This window comes from Amycolatopsis sp. BJA-103 (assembly GCF_002849735.1).
Classification (GTDB): Bacteria; Actinomycetota; Actinomycetes; order Mycobacteriales; family Pseudonocardiaceae; genus Amycolatopsis.
Genome location: NZ_CP017780.1, coordinates 63,357 through 79,896, shown reverse-complemented (window position 1 = coordinate 79,896; position 16,540 = coordinate 63,357). Strand labels below are relative to the sequence as shown.

Genomic DNA, 16,540 nt, shown 5'->3' with positions numbered 1-16,540 from the left:
GTAAGGGCGGTTCTAACCGTCCTTACCACTCACGAGGTCCTAGGCGTCGAAGTCCACGGTGACGGCTTCGGACACCGGCACCGACTGGCAGGTGAGCACGAACCCGGCGTCCACTTCGGCCTTCTCGAGGGCGAAGTTGCGCCGCATGTCCACCTTGCCGTCGCAGATCTTCGCCCGGCAGGTCCCGCACACCCCGCCCTTGCAGGCGAAGGGCAGGTCCGGACGGTACTTCTGCGCGCCGTCGAGCAGGGAGGAGTTGCGCGGCAGCGTCATCGTCGTCGACCGGCCGTCGAGCACCAGCGTGACCTCGCTGGAAGAGCCCACGACGGCCGGGTCGACGTGGTGCACCGGCTCCGGCGGAGTGTCCACATAGAACAGTTCCTGGTGGATGTTCTCGTCGGCGACGTCCAGCGAGCGAAGGAGTTCCTGGGCGCCGGTCACCATCTCGAACGGCCCGCACAGCCACCAGTGCGCCACGTCTTCGACCGGGATCAGCACGGTGCACAGGCGCCGCAGCTTCTCGGCGTCGAGGCGGCCGGTGAACAGTTCGGCCTCGCGCGGCTCGCGGGAGAGCACGTGGACGAGTTCGAGCCGCGCGGGATAACGGTCCTTCAGGTCCGCGAGGTCGTCGGCGAACATGACCGTGTCCGTGCGCCGGTTGCCGTAGAGCACGGTCACCGTCGCGTCGGAATCGCTCAGCAGCGAGGACGCGATCGACAGGACCGGCGTGATGCCGGAGCCCGCCGCGATCAGCACGTGATGTCCGGCGGCTTCCAGATCAGGGCTGAAGTTACCGGTGGGCGCGGCGACCTCGACCTCGTCGCCGGGCTTGACGTCACGCACCAGCCACGACGAGAACAGCCCGCCCGGCACCTCGCGCACGCCGACCCGCGGCGCCGCACCGGCGGGCGCGCAGATCGAGTAGGAGCGGCGCTCGTCGCGGCCGTCGACCTCGCGGCGCAGGGTCAGCGATTGGCCCGCCTTGAAACGGAAGGTCTCCGCGAGATCTTCGGGCACGTCGAAGGTCACCGCGACGGCGTCGTCGCACAGCCGCTGGACGTCGGACACCTTGAGGGTGTGGAAGCCCGTGCGGCGGAGAGTGGCAGTCACTAGATCTCCTTGACGTGTTCGAACGGTTCGAGGCAGAACCGGCAGCGGCGCAAGGCTTTGCACGCCGTCGCGCTGAACCGGGACTGCTCTTCGGTGTCCGCGGAACCACAATGCGGGCAGCGGACCGACGACACCGGCGGGCTCAGCGTGAGCGGGATCGGGCCGGTTCGGACCGGCGCCGCTCCGGGCGGCGCGATGCCTGCTTCGGCGAGTTTCCGTTTGCCGTCTTCGGTGATCCAGTCGGTGGACCAGGCGGGCTGCAGGACCGTGCGGACCTCGACCTCGCCGTAGCCCGCACCGGTGAGCGCGTGCACGAGGTCGTCGCGCATGGTGTCCATCGCCGGGCAGCCGGTGTAGGTCGGGGTGATCGCGACGACCACCCGGCCGTCGGATTCGGACACTTCACGCAGCACACCGAGATCGGCGAGGGTGAGCATCGGCAGTTCCGGATCGGTGACCGTGGCCGCCACGGCGTACGCGGTCACCATGTCGCGTCCGGGTGTTCCCTGGCGACGCTCTGCAGCTCCGCCAGCAGGAAGCCCATCCGCTCGGTGTGCACGCCGTCGCGGCCCATCCGGCCGGAGACCCCGGCGAGCGCGCCGATCTCAGGGCGGTCCAGGGTCGCGGCGGCGAGCACCTGGTCGAGGATCGCGTCGAACTCGGGCCGCAGCGACGGCGACTCGACGAACTCGATCTCGTGCGCCGTGAACAGCTCGCCGACGTAGGGCCAGACAGCGTCGAGCCCTTCCTGCATGCGGGAGCGGGACAACTCGGTCCCGTCGCCCAGCCGGACGGCCCACTGTGCCGCGTAGTCGCGGTGGTAGGCGACTTCCTTGACACCCTTGTCCGCGATGGCCGCGAGCACCGGGTCCACAGAGGACTGGAGTCGCTGCAGCAATGCCAGCCGCCAGATGGAGAACACCAGCATCCGCGCGATCAAGTGCCCGAAGTGCCCGCCTTCGAGTTCGGCGAGCCGGACGTTGCGGTATTCCTGCTCGCTCCGGAAGAAGGCGTAGGAGTCCTCGGTACGCTCGCTCCCGTCGGCCTTGCCGGCGCGGGCGAGCAGCAGCCGCGCCTGCCCCAGCAGGTCGAGCGCGATGTTGGCGATCGCGACCTCGTCCTCGAGTTCGGGCGCGTTCGTGCACCACTCCTGCAACCGGTGCGAGAAGATCAGCGCGTCGTCGCCGAGCATCAGGCAGTAGGCCGCCAGCCGCGCACCGTCCACACCGGACGGGACCGTGGTGTCCACTCCGGACAGTGGATCCTCGAATCCGGTGCCGAAGGCCCAGCGCGCATCGTTTTCCTCGGTGATCGCCTCGTAGGCGTTGTCGAAGCTCATGTCAGATGTGCGGAACGTTGTCGGGGATGTCGTAGAACGTCGGGTGCCGGTACACCTTGTCGCCGCTGGGCGCGAAGAACGGGTCCTTCTCGTCCGGCGAGGACGCGGTGATGTCCGACGCGCGCACGACCCAGATCGACACGCCCTCGTTGCGGCGGGTGTACAGATCCCGCGCGTGGTGCAGCGCCATCTCGTCGTCCGCCGCGTGCAGTGAACCCACGTGCACGTGGTTCAGGCCGCGCTTGCCCCGGACGAACACCTCGTACAGAGGCCAGTCGTGCTTCATCACGAAGCCCCTTTCTTGGCGGCGTGGGCGGCCGCCGCCTCGCGCACCCAAGCGCCGTCTTCCTGTGCCCGCCGCCGGTGCGCGATGCGCTGGGCGTTGCAGGGGCCGTTGCCCTTCAACACGTTCTTGAACTCGTCCCAGTCGACGGCGCCGAAGTCGTAGTGCCCGCGTTCTGCGTTCCACTTCAGGTCCGGGTCCGGGAAGGTGACGCCCAGCGCCTCGGCCTGCGGGATGGACATGTCGACAAAGCGCTGGCGCAGCTCGTCGTTGGTGTGCCGCTTGACCTTCCACGCCATCGACTGCGCGGTGTTCGGCGAATCCGCGTCCGGCGGGCCGAACATCATCAGCGACGGCCACCACCAGCGGTTCACCGCCTCCTGCACCATGGCGCGCTGTTTTTCGGTGCCGCGCATCATCGTCATCAGCAGCTCGAAGCCCTGCCGCTGGTGGAAGGACTCCTCCTTGCAGATGCGGATCATGGCGCGGGCGTACGGCCCGTACGAGCTGCGGCACAACGGGACCTGGTTGCAGATCGCCGCACCGTCGACCAGCCAGCCGACCACGCCGACGTCGGCGAAGGTCAGCGTCGGGTAGTTGAAGATCGACGAGTACTTCTGCTTGCCGTTGATCAGCTTGTCGGTCAGATCCGCGCGGTCGGCGCCGAGGGTGGCCGCCGCCGAGTACAGGTACAGCCCGTGCCCGGCCTCGTCCTGCACCTTGGCGAGCAGGATCGCCTTGCGCCGCAAGGAAGGCGCGCGGGTGATCCAGTTGCCCTCGGGCTGCATGCCGATGATCTCCGAATGCGCGTGCTGCGCGATCTGGCGGATCATCGTCTTGCGGTAGCCCTCGGGCACCCAGTCGCGCGGTTCGACGCGCTGATCGCGCTCGATGGTGTGCTCGAAGTGCCGTTCGAGGTCTTCCTCGGGCAACGTGGCCGTCATGACTGCTCCTTCGCCACCAGGGTCAGCACGTCGTACTTGGCCACCGAGTCACCGTCGGCGTTGGTGACGTCGGCGTCCCAGCGGACCTCGCCGTACTCCTGGTCGATGCGCGGGGTGATCTGCTTGGCGGTCAGGGTCACCGTGAGGGTGTCGCCGACCTTGACCGGAGTGAGGAACCGCAGGTTCTCCAGGCCGTAGTTGGCCAGGACCGGGCCGGGTTCCGGCGAGACGAACAGGCCCGCGGCGAACGAGACCACGAGATACCCGTGCGCCACGATCCCGCCGAACAGCGGGTTCGCCGCGGCGGCTTCGGGATCGGTGTGGGCGTAGAAGGTGTCGCCGGTGAACTCGGCGAAGTGGTCGACGTCGGACTGCAGGACCTCGCGCGGTCCAGCGACGACGGAGTCACCGATCTTCAGCTCCGCCAAGGACTTCCGGAACGGGTGGACGTCGCCTTCGGTACGCGGGGCGCCGGTGACCCAGCGGCCGGTGACCGTGCTGAGCACCTTCGGGCTGCCCTGGACCGCCGTGCGCTGCATGTGGTGCAGCACGCCGCGGACGCCGCCCATCTCCTCGCCGCCACCGGCGCGGCCGGGTCCGCCGTGCACCAGCTGCGGCATCGGCGAACCGTGGCCCGTCGACTCCTTGGCGTCGTCGGCGTCCAGCACCAGCAGGCGGCCGTGGTACGGCGCGACACCGAGGACGACCTCGCGCGCGAACTCGGCGTCGGCGGTGACGATCGAGCCGACCAGGCTGCCGCCGCCGCGAGCGGCGAGCTCGATGACCTGCTCGGTCGAGGTGTAGGGCATCAGCGTCGACACCGGGCCGAACGCCTCGACCTCGTGCGGCTCGGAACGTTCCGGGTCGGCCTTCAGCAGCACCGGCGAGATGAACGCGCCCCGTTCGGCGTCCGCGCCGACGACCTCGACCTGCTCGGGGTCACCGAAGACGATCGTGCCGACGTCCAGCAGCGCCTTGAGCGACCGCCGGACCTCCTCGCGCTGCTCCAGGCTCGCCAGGGCACCCATCCGGACACCTTCGGCGGTGGGGTTGCCGACGACGGTCTTCGCCAGCCGCGCGCTCGCGGCCTCGGCTACGGCGTCCAGCAGGTCCGCGGGCACGAAGGCGCGACGGATCGCGGTGCACTTCTGGCCTGCCTTGACGGTCATCTCGGTGGTGAGCTGCTTGACGAAGAGGTCGAACTCGGTGGTGCCGGGTTTGGCGTCCGGGCCGAGGATCGACAGGTTCAGCGAGTCGGCCTCGGCGTTGAACCGGACGGAGTTGCGCACGATCGCGGGGTGCGCGCGGAGCTTCTGCGCGGTGGACGCGGAGCCGGTGAACGAGACGAGGTCCTGCGCGGTGACGTGGTCGAGCAGGTCGCCGACGCTGCCCGCGACGAACTGCAGCGTGCCCTCGGGCAGGATGCCGGACTCGATGATGATCTCGACCAGCCGCGCGGTCAGGTACGCGGTCTGGCTGGCCGGCTTGATCAGGCTCGGCACGCCGGCGAGGAACGCGGGCGCGAACTTCTCCAGCGGGCCCCAGACCGGGAAGTTGAAGGCGTTGATCTGGACGGCGACGCCGCGCAATGGGACGGCGATGTGCTGGGCGACGAACGTGCCGCCCTTGCTCAGCGGCTCGACGTTGCCGTCCACGTAGACGGTGTCGTTGGGCAGTTCGCGCTTGCCCTTGCTGGAGTAGGCGAACAGGACGCCGATGCCGCCGTCGATGTCGACCATCGAGTCGCCCTTGGTCGCGCCGGTCCTGGCCGAGAGCGCGTACAGCTCGTCGCGGTGTTCACGCAGGTGGGAGGCCAGTGCCTTCAGCAGCGCGGCACGCTGGTGGAAGGTCAGCTCACGCAGCGCGGGACCGCCGGTGCGGCGGCCGTACTCCAGCGCGGCGGCGAAGTCGATGCCGTCGGACGAGACCCGGGCGACCTCTTCACCGGTCGAGGCGTCGTGCAGCGGTACGCCGTCTTTTTCCGCCGTGTGCCATCCGCCGGAGACGTAGCTGCGCAGCAATGCCATGGGGCGACCCTTCATGGTGGACTGGATACTTGACTGATTTACAGACCGTCCGTTCAGTAATTCACTGTAGCTCGTGCCCCGGCACTTGCAAACCCCCGGACGGCGGCGGACCCTTGACATCTGCGCGACGTCGCGCCTTTACTGGCGACACCCTTTAACAACCGTCCATTCGGTCAGTAACTCACGAGGCGGTGCCTTGACTACCAACGCGGCCCACGCGATGTTCACCGGCGACCGGGCGTCGAACGCGCTGGGCATCGAGCTGATCGAGGCCGCCGAAGGGCACGCGGTCGCCTCGATGAAGATCACCGAGACGATGGTGAACGGCCACGACATCGCGCACGGCGGCTATGTCTTCCTGCTGGCCGACACGACGTTCGCCTGTGCCTGCAACAGCCATGGCCCGGTCACCGTCGCCTCCGGCGCGGAGATCTCCTTCGTCGCCGCCGGACGGCTCGGCGACCACCTCATCGCCACCGCCACCGAGCGGACCCGTTACGGCCGCAACGGCATCTACGACGTCACTGTGCACCGGGAGACCCCCGACGGGCCGGAGGTCGTCGCCGAATTCCGCGGCCGCAGCCGCACCATCCAGAAGGCATGACGATGACTTTCAGCGACGACGCCGAGAACCTGACCATCGACGAACTCCAGGCACTGCAACTGACGCGCCTGCGGTGGACGCTGCGGCACGCCTACGACAACGTGCCGTTCTACACCCGGAAGTTCGACGAGGCGGGCATTCACCCGGACGACTGCAAGACGCTGGAAGACCTGGCGAAGTTCCCCTTCACCACCAAGCAGGACCTGCGCGACAACTACCCGTTCGGCATGTTCGCCGTGCCGGAGTCGCAGGTCAGCCGGATCCACGCGTCCAGCGGCACCACCGGGAAACCGACCGTCGTCGGCTACACCGCCGAGGACATCGACACCTGGGCGACGGTGATGGCGCGGTCGATCCGCGCGGCGGGCGGACGGCCGGGCGACAAGGTCCACGTGGCCTACGGCTACGGCCTGTTCACCGGCGGGCTCGGCGCGCACTACGGCGCCGAGAAACTGGGCTGCACGGTGATTCCGGCGTCCGGCGGGATGACCGCGCGCCAGGTGCAGATCATCACCGACTTCAAGCCCGAGATCATCATGGTCACCCCGTCGTACATGCTCACCCTGCTCGACGAGTTCGAACGGCAGGGCATCGACCCGCAGTCGAGTTCGCTCAAGGTCGGCATCTTCGGCGCGGAGCCGTGGACCGAGCAGATGCGCACGGAGATCGAGGAACGCGTCGGTATCGACGCCGTCGACATCTACGGCCTGTCCGAGGTGATGGGCCCCGGCGTCGCGCAGGAATGCGTCGAGACCAAGGACGGGCTGCACATCTGGGAGGACCACTTCTACCCCGAGGTGATCGACCCGTTCACCGAGAAACCCGTCGACGACACCGGCGAACTGCTGTTCACCTCGCTCACCAAACAGGCGCTGCCGATCATCCGGTACCGCACGCGCGACCTCACCCGGCTGCTGCCCGGCACCGCGCGGCCGTCGTACCGGCGGATGGAGAAGGTGACCGGGCGCAGCGATGACATGATCATCCTGCGTGGCGTCAACGTCTTCCCCACGCAGATCGAGGAAGTCGTGCTGGTCACCCCCGCGCTCGCGCCGCATTTCCAGCTGATCCGGTCCACGAAGGGCCGGATGGACACGCTGACCGTCCGCGTCGAAGCACGCCCGGACGCGACGGCCGAGCAACGCGACCAGGCCGCCGCCCGGCTCGTCGCCGGGGTCAAGGACGGGGTCGGCGTGAGCGTCGGCGTCGAGGTCGTCGACCCGGACACGCTGGAGCGATCGCTGGGCAAGATGCGCCGCGTCCTCGACGAGCGGGACCGCGGGTGACCACCCCCGCCCGCCGGGGGCGCCCCGGTTACGACCTCGAGTCGCTGCTGCAGGTCGCGGTCAAACTGTTCAACGAACGCGGCTACGACGGCACCAGTATGGAGGACCTCTCCCGCAAGCTCGGCATCACGAAATCCGCGATCTACCACCACGTCCCGAGCAAGGAAGAGCTGCTGCGGCTCGCCGTCGACCGCGCGCTGAACGGCCTGTTCGCCGTCGCCGCGGAGACGGAATCCTTCGAGGGCAGGGCGATCGAGAAGCTGGAGCATCTGGTGCGGGGCAGTGTCCTCGTGCTGGTCGAGCAGCTGCCGTTCGTGACGCTGCTGCTGCGGGTGCGGGGCAACACCAAGATCGAGCGGGCGGCGCTGGCGCGGCGGCGCGAATTCGACCGGCTGGTGACGGAGCTGGTGAAACGGGCCGAGACCGAGGGCGACGTGCGGCCCGACATCGATCCCGCGGTCACCGCGCGGCTGCTGTACGGCATGGTGAACTCGCTGATCGAGTGGTACCGGCCGCGCCGGGGTTCGGCGGGCACGGAGCTGGCGGACGCGGTGTGCAAGATCGCATTCGACGGCCTGCGGACGCAGTGACGGGGCGGGCTGAAGGGCCCTTTCCCCTCATGTGACGCGGTGAAGGGCCCTTTCCCCTCGTCGGATGCGGGGAAAGGCCCCTTCAGCTACTCCCCCGCGGCTTGGGGCGGACGCCGCGCCTGCCAGATCAGCGCGTCCCGCAACTGCTGGATGAGCTGCTCGTCGTCGGCCTCCGACGGATCGACGCCGAGCGGGATCCAGCGTTCGCCGACCTCGTCACCGTTCTCGAAACTGGTGATCACGATCCCCGCGTACGAGACGCATTCGTCCCCGCTGTCACCCTCGATCAGGACGTCACGCTTCTGCAGCCGCACACTGACCCACCGGCCGACACGGCGGACCGGATCGCGTTCAGCACTGGTCATTCGTCCCTACCCATGACACCCGGTCCCCCCGCCCCCAACGTCGCCTCGAAGGCCCCAGGGGTTACCTGCGGGTTGTTCCGAATGAATAACGGCAGGCGCTCACCTGAAACGGTTACGCTCGGCCCATGAGCACCGATCCGGAAACCCGGCGGCGCCGCCTCGAACCGGCCGCCCGGCGTGCCGAGATCCTCGCCGCGGCCCGGCGGCTGTTCGGCGCGGGCACGTACGCCTCGGTTTCGACCTCGGACATCGCGAAAGCGGCCGGGGTGGCCCGGCCGCTGATCAACCACTACTTCGGCGGCAAACGCGAGCTGTACCTGGAAGTCGTCCGGCAGATGATGATCGTGCCGGCGCCGGTGATCGAGAACCTGCCCGACACCTCCGCCGAAGAGCGGCTCGCGATCAGCGTCCGGCACTGGATCGAGGTCGTCGAGCGCAACGAGCAGGCCTGGCTGACGGCGATCGGCCAGGAGGCCGTCGGCCGTGATCCGGACATCGAGCGGATCATGCTGGAGGGCGACGAGATCGCCGCCGACCGCGTGCTCGCGGCCGCCCTGATGAGCGACATCACCGAAGGCCGCGAGGAACTCCGCGCGATGATCCGGTCGTACGGCGGGATGTTGCGCGCCGCGTCACGCGAGTGGCTGATCCGCGGCACGCTCGGCCGGGAGGAACTTCGGGTCTTCCTCACCGATTCGATCCTGCACCTGCTGCGCGTCACCTACCCGGCCGTGCTCGCAACGCGTTCCGCCGGGCATAGGCCGCCGGCGTCATCCCCTTCCAGCGTTTGAAGGCGTAGATGAAACTCGACGCCTCCGCGTAACCCAGCCGCAGCGCGACGTCCTCCACACTGAGCGCCCCGGTGTCGAGCATCTCCTCCGCCAGCGCTTGGCGGACCTCGTCCAGCAGTGCCCGGTAGCCGGTCCCGGCCTCGAACAACCGCCGTCGCAGGGTTCGAGGGCTGAGCGCGAGACGTCGCGCGACCTCCTCCATCCCGGCATCGACCCCGCCGAGCCGCACCAGCCGTTCCCGCACCTGCTGGGCGATCCCGGACCGCTCCCGTTTCCGTGACACCAGCAGATCGCATTGCGCGGCGCACACCGCGACCGTCTGGTCGTTGGCCTGCGGCAGCGGTCTGTCGAGGAAGACCGGGTCCAGGGTGGCGACGTGGGACGGCGCGGAGAACGACGGCGCCAGCCCGAAGGTCCGCACGTATTCGTCCACAGTGGAGGGTTTGTCGTGCCGGAAGGCCAAGGAGCGAAGGGAAATTTCCGGCAGGATGTCACGCATGACGGTGTGGATGGCACCGAGGTCGCGCAGGACCAGGAAGCGGGCGACGTCGCCCGGCACGCGGCTGTCGTCCATCGCCAGCGCGAGCCGTCCGGCCTCGACGGTCACGTGCGGGATGCAGAAGGTGAAGCTCAGGTCCAGGTACCGCAGGGCGAAGCGCATCGCGTCACCCAGTGTCGGGCTGCTGATGCAGGCGAAACCGAAGATGCCGAACGCGCTGACGCGGTACCGCCTGCTCAGCCGCAGCGCGATGTCGTCCCCGCCACCGAGCCCGCGGGCCAGCTCACGGACCACCGCGAGTTCCTGCCGGGCATCGACCTGGCCGTCCACGGGGGCGTGCTCGTAGGACTCCAGTCCTTTGATGCCGTTCTCGGCCGCGAAGCGGGCCATGAGCACGATGCTCGCCGTGCCGCGCGGGTAGTCCCAGTCCCGGATCACCGGCGGCGGTAGTTCCATGGCCGGGATTATGGATCCCCTGGCAACGATCGGCGCATTGAGGACCGTAACTGTCCTTGATCCTGTTTAAGGTGAGCCCCATGTCCGACACGTTGAGCAGGCGCGCCCTGAACCGCGCCATGCTGGACCGGCAGCTGCTGCTCCGGCGTTCGAAGATGACCGCGCTCGAAGCGGTCGAGCATCTCGCCGGGTTGCAGGCGCAGGCACCGAACCCGCCGTACTTCGCGCTCTGGACACGCCTCCACGGCTTCCGTCAGGAAGACCTGGCGAACCTGCTGCTGGACAAGAGCGTCGTGCGGATCGCGCTCATGCGCGGCACGGTCCATCTGGTGACGCCGTCGGACGCGCTGGCGTGGCGGCCCATCGTGCAGCCCCTCTACGACCGCTCCATGGACAACACCCAGTTCACCCCGGAGATCAAGGGGCTCGACCACCAGGAGATCGCCCGCACCGCCCGCAAACTGCTCGGCGAGCGGCCGTTGTCGTCCGCGGAACTCGGCGCGGAACTCACGAAGCGCTGGGAGAGCGCGGGACCGTCGGCGCTGGTGCACGTCGCGCGGGCGCTCCTGCCGCTGGTGCAGATCCCGCCGCGCGGTGTGTGGGGCAAGTCGGGACAGCCGACCTATCAGACGACCGGCGACTGGCTCGGCGCCGAACCGGACGAGTCCCTGTCACCCGAAGCGATGTTCAAGCGCTATCTGGCGGCGTTCGGGCCTGCCAGCGTGCAGGACGCGCAGGCGTGGGCAGGGATCACGAAGCTCGGCGAGGCCGTCGAACGGCTGCGCCCGGAGCTGCGGACGTTCCGCGACGAGAACGGCCGCGAGCTCTTCGACCTGCCCGACGCCCCGCGCCCGGATCCGGACACCCCCGCGCCTGCCCGCCTGCTGGGCCCGTTCGACCAGACCGTCCTGTCCTACGCCGACCGCACCCGGGTGATCTGCGACGAGTACCGCAAGGTCGTCATCACGCAGAACGGCCTGGTCAAGGGCACCATCCTGGTCGACGGATCCGTGAAGGGTTTCTGGGAGATCAAGGCGGCGAAGAAGGCGGCGGCACTGTCGATCACGCCGTTCGAGCGCGTCCCGAAGCGCGATCTGGACGCCCTCGAAAGCTCCGCTCACCGCCTCCTGACCTGGGCCCATCCGAAGGCCGAGACCCACACGGTGCATTTAGTCCTCTGAGTGCTTGGCGCGAAAGGGCGCCGTCTGAAGCCCTTTAGGGCGCCCGGACGCGATAGCGGCGCGGAAGCCGAGCGGGCCACTGTGATCCCTGCACGACACAACGGTGACAGGGTGGGGCACGCATGACGATTTCACCGGCAAAAGCGATCACGTCCGATGTCCCGGTGCCGGCGGATTACGACGGCGACGGAACCGTCGACGAGGCGATCTGGCAACCCGCCTCCGGGCTCTGGAGGATCACCCCCTCCTCGTCCGGGCGCCCGGTGGAGGAACAGTGGGGCCAGGTGGGCGACCTGCCGGTGCCCGCGGCTTACGACGGGAAGTTCGACCTCGCCGTCCTCCGGCCCGCGGACGGGCTGCTGTACGCCCGGCCGTTCTCCGGCGGGCCGGGCTGGCAGCGCCCGTGGGGCGGCACCGGCGGCACACCGCCGCCGGAGGACCACCCCGGTATGTCGGCCGTGATCTCGGCACTCGACGGCCTGGCCTCCCGGCTCTCCCAGGCGGGCCGGTACGCCGAAGCGGTCGAACCGGCGCGGCACGCTCGCGACGTCGCGCGGCGGCTGGCAACCGCGGATCCGGCCGCGTTCAAGCCGTTGGTGGCGTTCAGATCGGTGATGCTCGGAGCGCACGCGGTCAACGCGAAACTCTTCGACGAGGCCATCGCCGCGACCACCGAAGGCGCGGATGTCTACCGCGCGATCGGCGACCGGCCCCAGCTTGCCTGGGCGCTCGAAAACCTCGCCATGCGCTACTCGGCCGCAGGCCGCTACCCCGAAGCCGCCCCACCGGCACGGGAAAGCCGCGACATCCACCGTGGACTGGCCGAGGCCGATCCGGCACAGCGGGCGGGCTGGGCACATGCCGCGGTCATGCTCGGCGCGCACGCTGTCAACGCCAAGCTCTTCGACGAGGCCATCGCCGCGACCATCGAAGGCGCCGACATCTACCGCGCTATCCCCGACCGGCCCCGGCTCGCTTGGGCACTCGACAACCTCGCCATGCGCTACTCGGGCGCGGGCCGCTACTCCGAAGCCGTCCCACCGGCGCGCGAAAGCCGCGACATCTACCGTGCCCTTGCCGAGGACAACGCGACTCACCAGGTCTCGTGGGGACACGCGGCGGTGATGCTCGGCGCACACGCTGTCAACGCGAAGCTCTTCGACGAAGCCATCGAGGCGACCAGGGAAGGCGTTCAGGTCTTCCGGAGGATCGACGATCGGCCGAAGCTGGCCTGGGCGCTGGACAACCTCGCGATGCGGTATTCGGGCGCAGGCCAGTACGACGAAGCGGTCGGGCCTGCCCGCGAATGCCGGGACATCTACCGGAAACTCGCCGAGGCCGACGCGGCCCACAAGCCTTCGTGGGGTTCGTCCGCCGTGATGCTCGGAGCACACGCCTCCAACGCGAAACTTCCCGACGAGGCCATCGCCGCGACGCAGGAAGGTGTAGCTGTCTTTCGCGAGCTGGACAACCGGCCTTCGCTCGCTTGGGCGCTCGACAATCTGTCAATCCGGTTCGCCGGCGCGGGCCGCACTGCTGAAGCCGTCGCCCCGCAACGGGAATGCCGCGACATCTACCGGAAACTCACCGAGGCCGAAGGCGGCGCCGGGCACCGGCCTTCCTGGGCGTACGCGGCGTTCATCCTCGCGCACCGGCTCATCGCGGCGGACCGGCGTGGCGAGGCGCTCAACGCCGCGTTGGAGGCGGTGCGGCTGTACGAACTCCTGGTCAGGCTGGACCCTGCTCGCTTCACCACCGCGCTCGAAGCCGCGAAACAGCTGCTCGCCTCGCTGCAGGGCCTTGTCCAGCCGGGCGCGCTGATCGCCGCGGTGACCGCTCCTGCCACGACCACGCCGGGCGGTGCCGTCCAGGTGACCGTCGCGCTGAAACCGGACGCCGAGGCCGGGACACGGGTGACGATCAACGGGCTGGCCGGCCTGGACGTCCGGCTGCAGGCGTCGCCCAAACCCGGTGTTTGGCGGGTGCCGGTCACGGCGACGGCGGGAACACTGCGGGAAGAACGGGTCCTGCTGGTCGAGATCGCCGGGGCACCCGAGGTCCCCCTGCTCGACATCGCACAGAACCCGTTCAACCCGCTGGCCGTGTTCGTCCGCGCCGTCGAGATCGACGACGCGAATCCCGTTCTGCGGCAAGGAGATTCCTTCCGGTGGCAGATCGGGTCGGCCGGATACACCACCTCGGAACCGGTGTTCGGCGGCGAACTGGCCGCCGATGTCGACCACGCGCGGGCGTGGACGCCGATCCCCGTCCGGCTCGACGTCACCCACTCGGACGGGACTTCCCTTTCCGTGGAACGGACGCTGGTGCTGGGCAGTTCGTACCGGGTACTCCGCGACGAGCTGGCACAGATCCGCCCACCGGTGCGGACCGACGGGCAGGCCGTCCAGCTCGCCGATCGCGACTCGCACTACCGCGGCGTGTTCACCGTGACCAATCTCGAGCCGGTGCAGATCGGATTCGATCGCCGGCGGATCGAATGGACCGCCGACGACGAACCGGCCCCGTTCGGGTCGGACGAGACCATCGACGTCACGGTCCTGCCCGGCGCCTCGGTGCCCGTCGACGTAGTCCTCGACCGGAGTCAGGGCCACGGGGCACATGGCGCGATCGTCCATCTCTTCGGGAAGACGCCGGACGGGACCGCCGTCCATACGAGCGCGGCGTTCTCGCTGGTCCGGCCACCGCGAGCACAGCTGACGGAGCATCCAGGGTTCCTCTTCGCCGAGGCGGGATCCGGCGATTGGCGTGAGCGGTTCGCGACGATCGTCAACGACCGCCCCGCCGCCCCGGTGTCCGTCCGCGTCGAGGACTCCGGCGCCGTCAAGGTCCTCGCGCCACGGGGCCTCACCCAAGAAAACCTCTGGAACCTGCGGTACGCCGCCCGCGTGGCGCGGAACGGCGAAGACCGCACCGTGGCGGGCCGCGGCTGGTACTCGGGGCTGGAAGTCACCCCGCTGGCGGCGCCCGGCCCGGTCGTCCAGGACGGCCCGTGCGACCCGGACGATCTGCCCGGCGAGATCCCGGCGGACTTCGCCTGCCAGTTCACCGGCGACTACCACCATGACGTGATTCCGCCGAGGATCGCCAACGCGCGCAAGGGCGACCTCATCCTGGTACCCGGTGGGAACGGCGTGATCGGCGGCCTCCTGTCCCAGGTGAGCCCGGCCCAGCGCTACGCGCACTGCGGGATCATGACGCGGAACCACACCGAGATTTCCCATTCCACCGCGTCCGAGGAATGGCTTTCGAAAGGGCATCCGCGCGGCGTCCATCCCGTCGGTGCCGAACAGAAGGCACCGACGGACGGTTTCGAACCGGACTCCGCACGGTTCCAATGGCCGGGCGGAATCACCCAGAGCGTCGAGGAGGCCTACGGCGTCGACGCCGACGAGGCCAAGTTCACCGACGCGGAGAACAAGAAGTACAAGATCTCGGCGTTCAACCTGGTCGATTCGGCCGTACTGGACGGGCGGTGGCAGATCATCGAGCCGATGGTGATCAAACCGCATCCGTTGGCCGAACAGGCGGATCCGACCATCCGGCAGCGTCTGCACAAGGTGGCCGACGAGGCCAGAAGCCTTTGTGTCACACCGCAGGACACGCGCGAGGGGCGTCAGTCGAAGGTGCACTACCGGTTCTATTGCTACACGGATTCGGCGGTGGCGGTGCGGCCGGGGCCGGGCGGCGTGATCGGCCCCGCGCCGGACGACGCGGGCTGGGCGGCCGGGACGTTGCCGACGCAATGCGCGTCGTTCCTCTGGCTGGCGGCGAGACGAGCCGGGATCAAGCTTGAGGGACCGGACGTCATCACGAAGCAGACGGACCTCGAACTCACCGATCTGCAGTCCGGAGCGCAGACCGACGAGCAGACACTGGACGGGCTGTATTTCTACGGCGAGGAGGAGCGCCGCCGGGCGGCACGGTGGTTCGTGCCGTTCCTCGAAGAGAAGGTCTTCCGCACGGCGAGGGACGAGGACAACAGCTGGCTGGAGGTCTCGTTCAACGAACTGTTCTCCGACATGGGCGACGACTGCGCCAACCAGCTCGCCAACACCTTCGCCTTCGACTGGGCCGACGGCGATTCGAAGAACTCCGACCGCTGGGAGAACCCCGGCCCCGGACGCGCGGTCAGCCCCGACAACCTGCTCCTGTGGGACCGGCCGGAAGAGACCGGCTTCGGCCTCTGGGGCTATGCCGAACCGCTGGTGCACCACCGTGCCCGGCTGGAACCCGTCCCGGTCACGAAGTGGCGCAAGACCGACGGGCCCGCGTTGCTCAAGGGAAAGGTGACGTTCAACGGCGAGCCGGTGGCAGGCGCGCAGGTGAACGTGGGTTCGGTGGTCTTCGCCGACTCGCAGGGACGCTTCGAGATGGACATCCACGAAGGGCGTTACCTCGTCAAGGCGTCGAAGTTCATCAGCCGGGAAGTGGGCATCGCGGCGGGAGAAGTGGATTTCACCGCGCAGGCGGGCAAGGTGCACACGATCGAGGTCGCGCTCGAACCGCCGCCGGAGCGGTACCGGCTGGTCCAGATCGAGGCGCGGATCGAGATGCGCGACGACGAATTCAGCGCCAACCCGTTCGAAGACGATCCCGACGAGTACTTCCACGACCGCAAGTACTGGGAGCTCCGGGTGGACCCGGTCAACCCGGTGGACGGCACCGGGTACGAGAACGGCTGGGGCGGCGAACTGCGGGTCGACGCGACGATCAACGCGAAGTTCGATCCCGACGACCTGAGCGTCGAGCTCGAGATCTTCGGCACGCTGTTCGAAGGGGACAACGACCAGACGACCGACTACGGCGGCATGGGCTCCGCCAAGTTCGTCATCCCGGCGGGCGCGGCGGGCGTGGTGAAGGACAAGTTCGGCCGGGACCTGAAGCTCTTGATCTGGAACAGTCAGGACGACAGCCCGGACGACAAGATCGAGTTCTTCCTGACCGTCACCAACCGGGCCCAGCTGTAGCACCGCGTGGCCGGAAATCTCGATTGAGTGGCCGGTCGGGCACTTCCGGGCGAGGTGAGGGCTGCGTAGCGTCGATC

At 68.8% G+C, this 16,540-nt stretch carries 14 protein-coding genes; 6 read left to right on the top strand and 8 right to left on the bottom strand.

Features of this window, described 5'->3' with window-relative positions; translation table 11 throughout:
- Positions 1 to 39: 39 nt before the first annotated feature.
- From paaE to paaZ, 6 genes are read right to left on the bottom strand one after another with little or no spacing between them, the layout of a single operon-like run.
- A complete protein-coding gene (gene paaE / locus BKN51_RS00510) occupies positions 40 to 1,110 on the bottom strand; it encodes a 1,2-phenylacetyl-CoA epoxidase subunit PaaE (RefSeq protein ID WP_101605720.1) in 1,071 nt (356 codons plus the stop codon).
- Positions 1,110 to 1,598: a 1,2-phenylacetyl-CoA epoxidase subunit PaaD gene (paaD, locus tag BKN51_RS00505; protein WP_101605719.1), complete on the bottom strand. Its 489-nt coding sequence runs from the start codon at positions 1,596 to 1,598 to the stop codon at positions 1,110 to 1,112. The genes paaE and paaD overlap by 1 nt, the downstream gene beginning before the upstream one ends.
- Positions 1,592 to 2,449, bottom strand: coding sequence for a 1,2-phenylacetyl-CoA epoxidase subunit PaaC (gene paaC / locus BKN51_RS00500; protein WP_101605718.1), 858 nt, complete (start codon positions 2,447 to 2,449; stop codon positions 1,592 to 1,594). Before paaC ends, paaD begins: the two co-directional genes overlap by 7 nt.
- A gap of 1 nt (position 2,450) precedes the next feature.
- Entirely contained in the window at positions 2,451 to 2,735 is a 285-nt protein-coding gene (gene paaB, locus BKN51_RS00495; RefSeq protein WP_101605717.1) for a 1,2-phenylacetyl-CoA epoxidase subunit PaaB, read from the bottom strand.
- Entirely contained in the window at positions 2,735 to 3,676 is a 942-nt protein-coding gene (gene paaA, locus BKN51_RS00490; protein ID WP_101605716.1) for a 1,2-phenylacetyl-CoA epoxidase subunit PaaA, read from the bottom strand. Before paaA ends, paaB begins: the two co-directional genes overlap by 1 nt.
- On the bottom strand, positions 3,673 to 5,703 hold the full coding sequence (paaZ, locus tag BKN51_RS00485; RefSeq protein ID WP_101605715.1) for a phenylacetic acid degradation bifunctional protein PaaZ: 2,031 nt from the start codon (positions 5,701 to 5,703) through the stop codon (positions 3,673 to 3,675). The genes paaA and paaZ overlap by 4 nt, the downstream gene beginning before the upstream one ends.
- 220 nt (positions 5,704 to 5,923) lie before the next feature.
- Between paaZ and paaI the strand changes: the two genes are divergently transcribed.
- The 3 genes from paaI to BKN51_RS00470 are packed head-to-tail and all read left to right on the top strand — an operon-like array spanning position 5,924 to position 8,183.
- Positions 5,924 to 6,307 carry a hydroxyphenylacetyl-CoA thioesterase PaaI gene (gene paaI / locus BKN51_RS00480; protein ID WP_101605714.1) on the top strand — a complete coding sequence of 128 codons (384 nt, stop codon included), beginning with the start codon at positions 5,924 to 5,926 and terminating at the stop codon, positions 6,305 to 6,307.
- Positions 6,304 to 7,593 carry a phenylacetate--CoA ligase PaaK gene (gene paaK, locus BKN51_RS00475; protein WP_168214234.1) on the top strand — a complete coding sequence of 430 codons (1,290 nt, stop codon included), beginning with the start codon at positions 6,304 to 6,306 and terminating at the stop codon, positions 7,591 to 7,593. Before paaI ends, paaK begins: the two co-directional genes overlap by 4 nt.
- Positions 7,590 to 8,183, top strand: a complete 594-nt coding sequence (locus BKN51_RS00470; RefSeq protein ID WP_101605712.1) for a TetR/AcrR family transcriptional regulator — start codon at positions 7,590 to 7,592, stop codon at positions 8,181 to 8,183. Before paaK ends, BKN51_RS00470 begins: the two co-directional genes overlap by 4 nt.
- Positions 8,184 to 8,269: 86 nt before the next feature.
- On the opposite strand, the gene BKN51_RS00465 is transcribed toward BKN51_RS00470, so the two are convergent.
- On the bottom strand, positions 8,270 to 8,548 hold the full coding sequence (locus BKN51_RS00465; protein WP_101605711.1) for a hypothetical protein: 279 nt from the start codon (positions 8,546 to 8,548) through the stop codon (positions 8,270 to 8,272).
- 125 nt (positions 8,549 to 8,673) lie between these two features.
- Between BKN51_RS00465 and BKN51_RS00460 the strand changes: the two genes are divergently transcribed.
- Positions 8,674 to 9,339 carry a TetR/AcrR family transcriptional regulator gene (locus tag BKN51_RS00460; protein ID WP_101605710.1) on the top strand — a complete coding sequence of 222 codons (666 nt, stop codon included), beginning with the start codon at positions 8,674 to 8,676 and terminating at the stop codon, positions 9,337 to 9,339.
- Here the strand turns inward: BKN51_RS00460 and BKN51_RS00455 are convergent.
- Complete coding sequence (locus BKN51_RS00455; RefSeq protein ID WP_101605709.1) at positions 9,266 to 10,294, bottom strand: AraC family transcriptional regulator; 1,029 nt, start codon at positions 10,292 to 10,294, stop codon at positions 9,266 to 9,268. The two genes, BKN51_RS00460 and BKN51_RS00455, sit on opposite strands and share 74 nt — an antisense overlap.
- Positions 10,295 to 10,374: 80 nt before the next feature.
- Here BKN51_RS00455 and BKN51_RS00450 point away from each other — a divergent pair, with 80 nt between their 5' ends.
- Both BKN51_RS00450 and BKN51_RS00445 read left to right on the top strand, forming a co-directional pair.
- Complete coding sequence (locus tag BKN51_RS00450) at positions 10,375 to 11,475, top strand: winged helix DNA-binding domain-containing protein (RefSeq protein WP_101605708.1); 1,101 nt, start codon at positions 10,375 to 10,377, stop codon at positions 11,473 to 11,475.
- A 122-nt stretch (positions 11,476 to 11,597) separates the two neighbouring features.
- Complete coding sequence (locus BKN51_RS00445) at positions 11,598 to 16,463, top strand: tetratricopeptide repeat protein (protein WP_101605707.1); 4,866 nt, start codon at positions 11,598 to 11,600, stop codon at positions 16,461 to 16,463.
- Positions 16,464 to 16,540 lie beyond the last annotated feature (77 nt).

Coding starts and splice junctions, on each gene's coding strand:
- paaD (WP_101605719.1), bottom strand. CDS start 1,598: ATGGTGACCGCGTACGCCGTGGCGGCCACGGTCACCGATCCGGAACTG.
- paaC (WP_101605718.1), bottom strand. CDS start 2,449: ATGAGCTTCGACAACGCCTACGAGGCGATCACCGAGGAAAACGATGCG.
- paaB (WP_101605717.1), bottom strand. CDS start 2,735: ATGAAGCACGACTGGCCTCTGTACGAGGTGTTCGTCCGGGGCAAGCGC.
- paaA (WP_101605716.1), bottom strand. CDS start 3,676: ATGACGGCCACGTTGCCCGAGGAAGACCTCGAACGGCACTTCGAGCAC.
- paaZ (WP_101605715.1), bottom strand. CDS start 5,703: ATGGCATTGCTGCGCAGCTACGTCTCCGGCGGATGGCACACGGCGGAA.
- paaI (WP_101605714.1), top strand. CDS start 5,924: ATGTTCACCGGCGACCGGGCGTCGAACGCGCTGGGCATCGAGCTGATC.
- paaK (WP_168214234.1), top strand. CDS start 6,304: ATGACGATGACTTTCAGCGACGACGCCGAGAACCTGACCATCGACGAA.
- BKN51_RS00465 (WP_101605711.1), bottom strand. CDS start 8,548: ATGACCAGTGCTGAACGCGATCCGGTCCGCCGTGTCGGCCGGTGGGTC.
- BKN51_RS00460 (WP_101605710.1), top strand. CDS start 8,674: ATGAGCACCGATCCGGAAACCCGGCGGCGCCGCCTCGAACCGGCCGCC.
- BKN51_RS00455 (WP_101605709.1), bottom strand. CDS start 10,294: ATGGAACTACCGCCGCCGGTGATCCGGGACTGGGACTACCCGCGCGGC.
- BKN51_RS00450 (WP_101605708.1), top strand. CDS start 10,375: ATGTCCGACACGTTGAGCAGGCGCGCCCTGAACCGCGCCATGCTGGAC.
- BKN51_RS00445 (WP_101605707.1), top strand. CDS start 11,598: ATGACGATTTCACCGGCAAAAGCGATCACGTCCGATGTCCCGGTGCCG.